Raw genomic sequence first — 12,268 nt, 5'->3', positions numbered from 1 at the left:
ACTCGATTTAAAATACAATAATAGCCGAAGTTTTCGACACCTTAATTGTTAATCAAGAAACTCAGTTTGCGACTCATTTTAGAGGTTTAAGAATGTATATTGAAACTAAAGCAGCCATGAAATTAGTTAATCATTATTTTAAAAATTACTAAAGATGAATATAATTAAAGAACCTAAAGAAATTGATTTTTCTATAAAATCAGAACCCTGGAGCGAGGAGGAACTTATTGAGTTCAGAAAAATAATGAATATCGAAAAGCAAAAAAATGCAAAATCAAAATCATTAAAAAAGAAAACGAATAAGGAGTTATCAAAATAATTCCATGTAAAATATTAAATAAAAACGTATCGTTTTGAGAAAAGCTTATCATTTTGATAGGCTTTTTTTATGCCCTATTACAAGGTATTTTTCGCAATCCTTTTGTTAACAATGTTTTAGAGTGTTTGGTGTTTTTTCGGAACAACTTTTGGCATAAGCACAGCACAACATAAAAATCATTGTTATGAAAAATCAGATTACCAATGTATACAAACAAGCCGAACGTTTCGCAGCGATTACCAAAACGGCTATCATTTTAGGAAATATTACCAGAGCTAAAAAATGCCTTTCGGTGGCAGAATCTCTTTTTGTTTCAGGAACGAAAGAAACCCAAAATGCTATTACAAATGTCTATGTATTTTCTATTTCTCAGTTTATGGAACTGCGTCATTGCAGTATCTCGAACTTTTTTCCGCCACTGTTAAAAGCGGAATATGTTAAACAAATCAATACCTCAGGCGTTTAAAAAAAAGAGAATAAGATGATAGAATATAGATAAAAGACTAAAAACTATAAACCATTATTTGGAAACAAGGTTAAGTCGCTAATTCTAAATCAATTATCTCTTAATAATCTTAAATCTAAATTCTAATATCTTAAATCTTATGTTAAATACTATTCTTTTACTCGCTTTAGGCGCTTTGCTCTTTGCGCTTTGTTTTAAATCCGTCGAATTCTTTGAAAAAATCTAAAATTATGACCGCACTATTTATTGTCGCACTTGCCGTATTCGGTTATTTGGTTTATGTACTAATTAAACCCGAAAAATTTTAATAGGTGAAATGTAATTAGTGAGAAGTGAAAAGTTGAAAGAATATCTTGGCACCAAAACCTAAATTTCAGTTCACATCTCACATTTCACATCTCACATCTCACATTTCACGTCTCACAATTAACAAATCACATAATATGAACACAGAATTTTTTGGCGTCATCAGTATTTTTATCCTCACTATTGTTTTGGCTATTCCTGTTGGAAGATATATAGCTAAATTTTTTTTGGGAGATAAAACAATGCTTGATGCCATTTTTAATCCTATTGAAAAATTTATTTTCAAAATAAGTGGCATCAACGCTACTGAAGAAATGAACTGGAAGCAACATTTAAAAGCGCTTTTGAGCGTGAATATGGTTTGGTTTTTCCTTTGTTTTTTTGTGCTACTCTTCCAAGGTAGTTTGCCATTAAATCCAGACGGAAACCCATCTATGTCGCCCGATTTGGCCTTTAATACCGCCATTTCATTTGTAGTGAATTGTAATCTGCAACACTATTCTGGTGAAACAGGGCTTTCTTATTTGGGACAACTATTTTTAATGTTCTTGCAATTTGTTTCTGCAGGTACAGGAATGGCTGCTGCTGCTATGGTTTTTGTGGCTATGAGAGAGAAAAGCACAGATAAACTAGGGAATTTTTACAATTTTTTTATCAAAAGTTGTACTCGTATTTTATTACCTCTTGCTGCTATTGTTGCTGTAGTTCTTGTATTTAGTGGAACTCCAATGACATTTGAAGGGAAAGATAAAATAATGACTTTGCAAGGAGATACTGTTGAAGTTTCTCGTGGTCCAGCTGCTGCATTTATTGGTATCAAACATATTGGTACAAATGGAGGTGGTTTTTTTGGAGCGAATTCGGCTCATCCCTTAGAGAATCCTACTTATCTAACCAATGCGGTTGAATTGTGGGCGCAGTTAATTATTCCGTTTGCAATGATTTTTGCTTTAGGTTTTTTCCTCAATAAAAGGAAGTTTTCTTATATCGTTTTTGGAGTGATGACGGTTGGTTTCTTACTACTCGTTATTCCAACAATGATTAGTGAAATTAACGGAAATCCAGCTATTGAAAAGATGGGAATTGCCCAAGCAACCGGTGCGATGGAAGGAAAGGAAGTACGTTTTGGGACTGCTATTTCTGGATTTTGGAGCATAGCCACTACTGTGATTTCTACAGGTTCTGTAAATAGTATGCACGATAGTTCGATGCCAGTTTCTGGGGCGATGCAATTATTGGCTATGATGGTCAATGCTTTTTATGGCGGTTGTGGTGTAGGATGGTTGAATTTTTATGTTTTTATAATTTTGGCAGTATTCATTTCTGGATTAATGGTAGGACGAACTCCTGAATTCTTAGGAAAGAAAATCGAAGCTAGAGAGGTAAAAATTGCTGCTTTTATTGCCATTCTCCATCCTTTATTAATCTTATCAGGCACTGCTTTGGCTACTTATTTTGCGGCGAATGATACCGCAATGGGCTATTGGTTTAACGGAAATGCTACTGGTTGGTTGAATAATCCTGGTCATCACGGATTCTCCGAAATGCTTTATGAATTCACTTCGAGTGCGGCCAATAATGGTTCTGGTTTTGAAGGGTTAGGAGATAACAATCCGTTTTGGAATATTACTACAGGAATAGTGTTGTTGTTAAGCCGTTTCCTTCCAATAATTGGACCTTTGGCTATCGCAGGATTATTGGCTAATAAAAAATACATTCCAGAAAGCGCGGGAACTTTAAAAACAGATACTACCATTTTTGGTGTGATGATTTTTGCCGTAATCGCAATTATTGCAGCCTTATCTTTCTTCCCAGCATTGACTTTAGGACCATTGGCAGAATATTTTACATTAAAATAGAAAAAAGTTAGAAGTTAGCGGTTAGAAGTAAAAAAACGGAGACCACTAATCATAATCGAATAACATTTAAACATTTAACTCGTTTTAAAAATGACTAAAAATAATTCCAAATCATTGTTTGAAAGTAAGCAAGTAAAAGAAGCACTAGTGCAGTCTTTTGTAAAGCTTAATCCAAAAACAATGTTCAGAAATCCGGTAATGTTTACCGTTGAAATTGGTACTGCTATAATGCTGATAGTTTCTTTGTATGTTTTGTTCTCCCCTCCTTCGGAGGGGCCGGGGGAGGAAGGTAGTTTTGCTTACAATCTCATTGTATTCTTGATTTTATTTGCAACACTTTTGTTCGCCAATTTTGCCGAAGCGATTGCCGAAGCCCGTGGGAAAGCTCAAGCTGATAGTTTGCGAAAAACACGCGAAGAAACATCTGTGAAAAAAGTAAAAAGTGACATGTTAGATGTCTTACTCCACAATCTTGATGCCTCTCACTTTTCACATCTAACCTCTTCACAACTTAAAAAAGGAGATGTTTTCATCTGCGAATCTGGCGATTTGATTGCCACAGATGGTGAAATCATCGAAGGATTAGCAACCATTGATGAAAGTGCCATTACCGGAGAAAGTGCTCCCGTGATTCGTGAAGCAGGTGGTGACAAATCATCGGTAACTGGAGGGACAAAAGTACTGTCTGATAAAATTAAAGTAATAGTAACTTCAGAGCCAGGAGAAAGTTTCTTGGACAAAATGATTGCTTTGGTAGAAGGAGCAAGCCGTCAGAAAACACCAAACGAAATTGCTTTGACCATTCTTTTGGCTGCATTTACCTTAATCTTCGTGATTGTTTGTGTGACCTTGAAACCTTTTGCAGATTATGCTAATGCACCTATTACCATTGCAGCTTTCATTTCGCTTTTCGTCTGTTTGATTCCAACGACTATTGGTGGATTACTTTCTGCCATTGGAATAGCGGGTATGGATAGAGCGTTGCGTGCCAATGTGATCACCAAATCTGGTAAAGCGGTAGAAACTGCGGGAGATATTGATGTGTTGCTTTTGGATAAAACCGGAACCATCACCATCGGAAACAGAAAAGCAACAAATTTTTATCCCGCAAAAGGAGTTTCGCAAGACGAATTTATTCAATCGGCTGTTTTAAGTTCTTTGGCAGATGATACTCCAGAAGGGAAAAGTATTGTGGAATTAAGTGAAATGTTAGATGTAAAAGGCAAAATTAAAGAAAGCATTTCACAACTTTCTTCTCACATCTCACAAACTATAAAATTTACTGCCGAAACCAGAACCAGTGGCGTAGTTTTAAGAGACGGAACCAACATTAGAAAAGGCGCTCAAGATGCTGTAAAAAACATCGTTCAGCAAGCAGGAAATGTTTTTCCAGAAGATATCGCACAAACGGTTATCACTATTTCATCAAAAGGAGGAACGCCCTTGGTAGTTGTAAAAAATAACGCTGTTCAAGGGGTAATTGAGTTGCAAGATATTATCAAAACGGGAATGAAAGAACGTTTTGAACGTTTGAGAAAAATGGGAGTAAAAACCGTGATGGTAACAGGAGATAATCCATTGACTGCCAAGTTTATTGCCGAAGCTGCGGGTGTGGATGATTTTATTGCCGAAGCCAAGCCTGAGGATAAAATGAATTACATCAAAAATGAGCAAGAACAAGGTAAACTTGTAGCGATGATGGGTGATGGTACCAATGATGCACCTGCTTTGGCTCAAGCCAATGTTGGGGTTGCGATGAACAGCGGAACTCAAGCCGCTAAAGAAGCGGGTAATATGGTGGATTTAGACAATGACCCTACCAAGTTAATCGAAATCATAGAAATTGGAAAACAACTATTGATGACCAGAGGAACGCTTACTACTTTCTCCATTGCGAATGACGTAGCTAAATATTTTGCTATCGTTCCTGCTTTATTCATCACAGCAATTCCTGCCTTGCAAGGATTGAATATTATGCAACTACACAGCCCTGAAAGTGCTATTTTATCAGCGGTGATTTTCAATGCGATTATCATCCCGATTTTGATTCCGTTAGCCTTAAGAGGAGTGGATTACAAACCAATTGGTGCAGAAGCTATCTTAAGAAGAAACCTGTTGATTTACGGTTTGGGAGGGATAATTGTGCCTTTTATTGGAATTAAAGCCATCGATTTGGTGGTAACGTTATTTATATAATCCTCACCCCCCAACCCCCTCTCCAAAGGAGAGGGGGGGACGAAACTGAAATAGATAATTAGTAAATCATTCAGTTTATGATTCAAAATAGAAGTAACATTAACAACTTGTTCATCCACTATGGCTCCCCTCTCCAAAGGAGAGGAGCTGGGGGTGAGGAAAAAACAAAAACAAAAATGAAAAACATATTTTCAATACTAAAATTCACCGTATTAATGGTAATTTTATTCGCTGTAATTTATCCATTGGCTATTTATGGCATTGCACAATTTGCTCCCAATAACGGAAAGGGAGAAACCATTACTGTTGATGGAAAAGTAATAGGGTATCAAAAAATAGGTCAAAAATTTGATAAAGCTAACTATTTTTGGGGGCGTCCATCGGCAGTTGATTATAATGCTGCAGGAAGTGCGGGAAGCAACAAAGGACCAAGCAATGCAGAGTATCTGGCTTTGGTTCAAAAAAGAATTGACACGTTTTTGGTGGTGCACCCGTATTTGAAAAAAGCCGAGATTCCATCGGATTTGGTAACGGCTTCGGGAAGTGGTTTGGACCCCAATATTTCACCAGAAGGTGCTTTGATTCAGGTGAAAAGAGTTGCTCAAGTTAGAAAATTATCTGAAGAAAAAGTAAAAGCGTTGGTGGAATCTAACATCAACAAACCATCGGTAATGGGAACTTCAACGGTAAATGTTTTAGAGTTGAATGTAGCCTTAGATAAATTAAAATAAAACGTCTTGAAATACGAAATGCCCTAGCCCAGATAGCAACGGAAATCCTTTAGTGCCAGGGTTTGGCACTAAAGATTGCAGTGAATAGCTGGGCTCCAAATAATAAATAATTAAATAAAGTGAAAAAAATACTAGTCTCAGCCTTTTTGGCTTTCGGTTTTACAACAATTTATGCTCAAGAAGCATCAAAAAGTCCCCTTACTTTTTCAGGGTATATAGATCTTTATTACAGTTATGATTTTGGGAAACCAGACAATCATACCAAACCGGGATTTATTTACAATTATAATAAATCAAATGAGGTGAATTTGAATTTAGGAATCGCCAAAATGAATTATTCGAAAGAGAATGTTCGTGCCAATTTCGCACTTATGGCGGGCACTTATGCTCAGTACAATATGGCGGCCGAGCAGGACTTGTTGCAAAATGTGTTTGAAGCGAATGTGGGTGTAAAAATTTCAAAAGAACATAATCTTTGGATTGATGCTGGAGTTATGCCTTCGCATATTGGTTTTGAAAGTGCGATCGGGAAAGATTGTATGACGTTGACCCGAAGTATAGGTGCGGATAATACGCCTTATTATGAAACGGGTGTAAAAATAGGCTACACTTCTGCGTCTGAAAAATGGTATCTAGCAGCAATGTATTTGAATGGATGGCAACGTATCCAAAAAATGGATGGCAATCAAACGCCTGCCTTTGGAACTCAAGTAACTTTTAAACCATCGGCAAGTCTATCCTTAAATTGGAGTACTTACGTTGGGAATGAACAACCTGATATAGATAAGAAATGGCGCTATTTCAACGATTTTTTCGGAACATTTAAAGTGACCGAAAAAACAAGTGTAATTGCCGGTTTTGATATTGGAGCGCAGCAATCCGCAAAAGGAAGTAGCGATTACGATGTTTGGTACAATCCATCAGTAATCGTTCAATACAAGCCCACAGACAAAATTCAGTTGGCCGCTAGAGGAGAATATTATCAGGATAAAAATGGGGTAATGATAGCAACAGGAACGCCAAATGGGTTTAAGACCTATGGTTTCTCGGCAAATTTTGATTATTTGGTAGCCAATAACATTATGTTCCGATTGGAAGCGAGATCATTAAATAGTAAAGACGATATCTTTTTAAAGAACAATAATCCAACCAATAGTAATGTATTCTTAACTACATCTCTCGTCATTTCTTTGTAAAAGAGAAGTTGTAATCTTTTGGATGATTTTTTTTTACCACATAGGAGATACATAGAATTTAGAGTTTCTTTTAAAAGATATAAATAGACGTTTTACTATTCACATAGCTTATCTATGTGAAAAATAGTGTTATTTCTTTTTTTTCTGTGTTGATTTGCTTTAATCTAAGATTCTATGTGGTTAATTGTTTATTTAAGTTGTATTTCCCCAATGGGTAATGCTACCAATTATTTGCCATTAAGATGTTAGTTGTTTTAACATCTTAACGGTTTAAATGCTAAGAACCAAATTGTTTAGTATGGACAATGAAAAAGAAAATAACGTAAAGCACTTTCTCGATTTAATCCAAAAATCGCGCAGAGGAAAGTTCAAAGTTTACATTGGGATGATTGCGGGTGTTGGCAAAACGTATCGAATGTTGCAAGAAGCGCATACGTTATTAAAGAAAGGAATTGACGTTAAGATTGGCTATGTCGAAACGCATAATCGAAAGGAAACCCACGAATTACTTGACGGTTTGCCAATTATAGCGCGTCGAAGTATTTTTTATAAAGGCAAGCAGCTCCAAGAACTAGATGTGCAAGCGATTATCAATCTGCGTCCCGAAGTGGTGATTGTAGATGAACTGGCGCACACCAATATTGAAGGAAGTAAAAACGAAAAACGCTGGCAAGATGTTTTGGAAATTCTCGAAGCAGGAATCAATGTGATTTCGGCAGTAAATATCCAGCATATTGAGAGTTTGAATGAAAATGTAAAGCAGATTACCAATATAGATGTCAAAGAAAGAGTTCCTGATAATGTGCTCCGAATGGCCGATGAGGTGGTGAATATCGATTTGACTTCGGAGGATTTGATTGCCAGATTAAAGGAAGGTAAAATCTACACTCCGGATAAAATTCAGACGGCTTTGAATAATTTTTTCAAGTCGGATCAAATTTTGCAATTGCGTGAATTAGCATTGAAAGAAGTGGCGAGCCAAGTCGTTCGAAAAGTAGAAAATGAAATCCCTAAAAAAAGCGCATTGCGTCACGAAAAATTATTGGCTTGCATCAGTTCTAATGATGTAACTGCCAAAATTGTGATTCGAAAAACGGCTCGTTTGGCTACTTATTACAATAGCGATTGGTATGTTTTGTATGTGGAAACACCAAAGGAGAGCAGCGACAAAATTGCTTTGGACAAACAAAGACGCTTGATTAATAATTTTAAACTAGCCACAGAATTAGGCGCAGAAGTCATTAAAGTAGAAAATAAAAAAATCACCGATGCCATTTTGTCCATAGTCGAACAAAAACAAATTACAACAGTTTGTATTGGAAAACCACAGTATAGTCTAATAAAGGCTATTTTATCAACCTCACTTTTCAGACGATTATTGAATACGCTTTCGTTATCGAATGTTGATTTAGTAATTTTATCATAATTTATAATGCTATCACAAAATGAGAATTAAAACGAAATTGAATCTAGGCGTAGGATTGCTATTTTGCTTAATCATTATCCTGTCATTGGTTAGTTCCTATTACGTTTTTTTGATAAAAAAAGACACTCAAAATATTTTAAAAGCCAACTATATCACCTTAGAATACTCTCGAAATATGCTAACGGCTTTGGATAAAATTACGCCTGATTCCGTGGGTGAAGTTGCCGTTTTTCAAAAGAATTTAGAGGCTCAAGTGGCTAATATTACAGAAAAAGGCGAGTTCGAAAAAACGATGCGACTCAAGCAAGGTTTTGCTTTTTTGAAACAAAATCTTCAGGATGAAAAGCTAAAAGAACAAATTCGAACCGATATTTATGATATTATGCAATTGAATATGAATGCCATCAAGGAAAAAGGAGCTATCGCCCAACAATCCGCCGAAAAAGCCAATTTTTGGATTGCAGTTGTGGGAACGCTGTGCTTTTTGATTGCCTTTAATTTGTTGGTCAACTTACCCAATAACATTGCCAATCCCATCAAGGAACTTACAGCAAGTATTCAGCAAATCGCCAATAAAAACTATACCGAAAGGGTGCATTTTATGAATCATAACGAATTTGGAGACTTAGCCAATTCCTTTAATACAATGGCCGAAAAATTGCAAGAATACCACAATAGCAATTTGTACAAATTGTCTTTTGAGAAAAAACGTTTAGAGACTTTGATTAACAATATGCACGACCCAATTATAGGTTTGGATAATGAGGAAAATATTTTGTTTATCAATGATGAAGCCATCAAAATTATGGGCTTGAAACAAGAGGAGGTTGTCGGAAAATCGGCTAAAAATTTGGCATTGACGAACGATTTGATGCAATCTTTGCTCATAGAAAAATCAGAAAATGAAAAAGCGCAAATAATGAAAATTTTCGCCGATGCTAAAGAAAGTTATTTTGAAAAAGAAATCGTAAAAATCACCATAAAACCAACAGGCGAGGACCAAGCGATAACCATTGGAAATGTTATTATTTTGAGAAATATTACTTTTTTCAAAGAACTAGATTTTGCCAAAACCAATTTTATTGCGACTGTTTCCCACGAATTAAAAACGCCTATTGCTTCCATAAAAATGAGCCTGCAATTGCTTGAAAATAAAAGAACAGGTATTATTAACGAAGAACAAAAACACTTGGTCGATAGCATCAAGGAAGATAGTGACCGTTTGTTGAAAATTACAGGAGAATTATTGGAACTTTCACAAGTAGAAACTGGAAACATTCAGTTGAATATCGAAAGAAGCAATCCATACGAAATGGCACAGTATGCCACAGAAGCCGTAAAAGTACAAGCAGAGCAAAAACAGATTGAACTAGTCGTCGAAGCGGATGAAAACCTGCCAAGCATCAAAGCGGATAGTGAGAAAACCGTATGGGTGTTGATTAATTTTTTGACCAATGCCATACGATATTCCTCCGAAAAAAGCACGATTACCATACAATTAACAAGCGAAAAACATCAAGTTGTTTTTTCGGTAATTGACAAAGGAAAAGGAATAGATGTTCGATACAAAAGCAAAGTTTTCGATAAATATTTCCAAATTCCAGGGAGTCATAAAACGGGTACTGGACTTGGATTGGCCATTTCAAAAGAGTTCATCGAGGCTCAAAACGGGACTATTGGCGTAAAAAGTGACCTTGGATTAGGATGTACTTTTTATTTCAAATTAGGAAGTGTTTAGGAGCTAATCCTGCTGTCCACTGTATCTGTGTCGCTGAACCCCAGCGCCACAGGATGCCGTTCCCATCAGGGCTAGGGCAGTCGTTGCTTCGAGAAATTTTCGAGATTAAGAAACCTTTTGTTTGAGCCAAAATTGGTCTACAGCATACGCTAATCCAATACCTATCGAGTAGCACAATAAATCACTCCACAAAAAACCTTGTCCCAAGACATAATGTCCTATAGTAGTCTCCCAAATCGCAACAAGTTTTGTGGCTGTACTAAGTTGTTGGATTTCTATCGCGAAGCAAAACAGTAAAGGAAGTCCAATTTGCCAAAGTATTTTACTTTTCAAAAACAGCCACCGAAAACCAAAATAGACCAATACGGCATACAAGATATCGCCCACAAATAAGGGAATACCCACTATTTTTCGGGAAGCAATTCCCAATACGATCGTAAGAAAGGCAAGAATAAAGTATACGAAACGAGGTCTCATTTGTATTAACAATCCGCCATATTAACCGCTATAGCCAATCCACCTTCGGAGGTTTCTTTGTACTTAGAGTTCATATCTTTGGCGGTTTGCCACATCGTATCAATTACTTTATCTAAAGGGACTTTGGCGTTTTTAGAATCGGTTTCGAGTGCCAATTCCGCTGCGTTGATGGCTTTTATGGCGCCCATCGTATTGCGTTCAATACACGGAATTTGAACCAAACCGCCAATAGGGTCACAAGTTAAACCCAAGTGGTGTTCCATTGCAATTTCGGCAGCCATCAATACTTGTGCTGGAGTTCCGCCCATTACTTCGCATAATGCTCCCGCCGCCATAGCCGATGACACGCCGATTTCGGCTTGACAACCACCCATAGCGGCAGAGATAGTGGCTCCTTTTTTGAAAATACTTCCAATTTCGCCTGCTACCATCAAGAATTGTTTGATTTGTTTTTCGTCGGCTTGGTGGTTTTCAATCACCATATAATACATTAGTACGGCTGGAATAACGCCAGCACTTCCGTTAGTTGGGGCTGTTACGACGCGTCCTAAAGCAGCGTTTACTTCGTTTACAGCTAAGGCAAAACAGCTTACCCATTTCAGAATTTGACGAAACTTTACTTCGGTTTTACGAATTTCTTCTAACCAAGATTGTGGCGAATCATAATTCGATAAGCCAATCAAATTTTGATGCATATCAAAAGCTCTTCTGCGGACATTGAGTCCACCAGGCAATATACCTTCTGAATGACAGCCAATGTACATACATTCTAGCATCGTGTGCCAAATGCGCAATAGTTCACTATGTACTTCGGCTTCTGGTCGCATCGAAATCTCATTGGCATAGACAATTTCTGAGATGCTTTTGTTTTCTTTTTGGGTATAGTCTAGTAATTCTGCTGCATTGTTGATAGGGAAGGGGAAAGCACATTTTATGGCAATCTTCTGTTTGGCATTGCTACGCTCTTCTTTTACCACAAATCCGCCTCCAATAGAATAAAAAGTGGATGCATATTCGGTTTCATTTTCAAAAAAAGCAGTAAATGTTAATCCATTGGCGTGAAAGGGAAGGAACTCTTTATGAAAAACAATGTCTTGTAAAATATAAAAAGGAAGCGCTTTCTCGTTGCCTAATTGAATCAAATGATTGTTTTCTATGGCTTTGATGATGCCGTCAATATCTTGCACGGGAATGTATTCAGGGTCTTGACCACTCAAACCTAACATCACGGCCAAATCAGTAGCGTGTCCTTTTCCAGTCAAAGACAAAGAACCGTACAAATCTACTTTTACTCTAGTGATATTATTCAAATCAAAATCCTGACGTAATTCTTCAAGAAAACGTTCGGCAGCACGCCACGGACCTAAGGTATGAGAACTAGATGGCCCTACGCCAATCTTTAACATATCGAAAACAGAAATGCATTCTTCCATAATTCTAGAGTAAAATTTGTAAAACAAAGATATAGGAATCAATGTTAAATCTGCAAAATTTTATACTGAAATAAGTGTTCAATTATTGAATTCTTTTTAAATAAGAATCATATTAATTATT

The 12,268-nt window shown here is 36.7% G+C and carries 11 protein-coding genes; 9 read left to right on the top strand and 2 right to left on the bottom strand.

The features are described from left to right. Positions 1-154 precede the first annotated feature (154 nt). The 9 genes from O9307_RS07740 to O9307_RS07700 all read left to right on the top strand — a co-directional run bounded on the left by O9307_RS07740 (position 155) and on the right by O9307_RS07700 (position 10,237). Positions 155-319 carry a hypothetical protein gene (locus tag O9307_RS07740; RefSeq protein ID WP_298297314.1) on the top strand — a complete coding sequence of 55 codons (165 nt, stop codon included), beginning with the start codon at positions 155-157 and terminating at the stop codon, positions 317-319. A gap of 184 nt (positions 320-503) precedes the next feature. Next, a complete protein-coding gene (locus O9307_RS07735) occupies positions 504-785 on the top strand; it encodes a hypothetical protein (RefSeq protein ID WP_024982082.1) in 282 nt (93 codons plus the stop codon). 230 nt (positions 786-1,015) lie between these two features. Then, positions 1,016-1,093: a K(+)-transporting ATPase subunit F gene (gene kdpF, locus O9307_RS07730; protein ID WP_111410498.1), complete on the top strand. Its 78-nt coding sequence runs from the start codon at positions 1,016-1,018 to the stop codon at positions 1,091-1,093. A gap of 135 nt (positions 1,094-1,228) precedes the next feature. After that, a complete protein-coding gene (gene kdpA / locus O9307_RS07725; protein ID WP_298297311.1) occupies positions 1,229-2,950 on the top strand; it encodes a potassium-transporting ATPase subunit KdpA in 1,722 nt (573 codons plus the stop codon). Positions 2,951-3,040: 90 nt separating this feature from the next. Then, on the top strand, positions 3,041-5,146 hold the full coding sequence (gene kdpB / locus O9307_RS07720; protein ID WP_298297308.1) for a potassium-transporting ATPase subunit KdpB: 2,106 nt from the start codon (positions 3,041-3,043) through the stop codon (positions 5,144-5,146). 176 nt (positions 5,147-5,322) lie between these two features. Beyond that, positions 5,323-5,877 (top strand): K(+)-transporting ATPase subunit C, encoded by a 555-nt coding sequence (locus tag O9307_RS07715; RefSeq protein WP_298297304.1) that lies wholly within the window; start codon positions 5,323-5,325, stop codon positions 5,875-5,877. A 119-nt stretch (positions 5,878-5,996) separates the two neighbouring features. Further along, the gene (locus O9307_RS07710) at positions 5,997-7,073 is read left to right on the top strand and encodes a porin (protein ID WP_298297301.1); all 1,077 of its coding nucleotides are present in this window, start codon (positions 5,997-5,999) and stop codon (positions 7,071-7,073) included. A 298-nt stretch (positions 7,074-7,371) separates the two neighbouring features. After that, complete coding sequence (locus O9307_RS07705; RefSeq protein ID WP_298297298.1) at positions 7,372-8,499, top strand: sensor protein KdpD; 1,128 nt, start codon at positions 7,372-7,374, stop codon at positions 8,497-8,499. Between the two features lie 19 nt (positions 8,500-8,518). Then, positions 8,519-10,237, top strand: coding sequence for an ATP-binding protein (locus O9307_RS07700; RefSeq protein WP_298297295.1), 1,719 nt, complete (start codon positions 8,519-8,521; stop codon positions 10,235-10,237). Between the two features lie 105 nt (positions 10,238-10,342). Here the strand turns inward: O9307_RS07700 and O9307_RS07695 are convergent, their stop codons facing one another. Both O9307_RS07695 and O9307_RS07690 read right to left on the bottom strand, forming a co-directional pair. Next, positions 10,343-10,714: a DUF2809 domain-containing protein gene (locus O9307_RS07695; protein WP_298297292.1), complete on the bottom strand. Its 372-nt coding sequence runs from the start codon at positions 10,712-10,714 to the stop codon at positions 10,343-10,345. 5 nt (positions 10,715-10,719) lie between these two features. Further along, positions 10,720-12,147, bottom strand: a complete 1,428-nt coding sequence (locus O9307_RS07690) for an L-serine ammonia-lyase (RefSeq protein ID WP_298297289.1) — start codon at positions 12,145-12,147, stop codon at positions 10,720-10,722. Positions 12,148-12,268: the final 121 nt, after the last annotated feature.

The sequence above is a fragment of the Flavobacterium sp. genome (genome assembly GCF_027531905.1).
Taxonomy (GTDB): Bacteria; Bacteroidota; Bacteroidia; order Flavobacteriales; family Flavobacteriaceae; genus Flavobacterium.
Note: the sequence above shows the minus strand (reverse complement) of the source record. Positions and strands in the feature narration are given on the sequence as shown.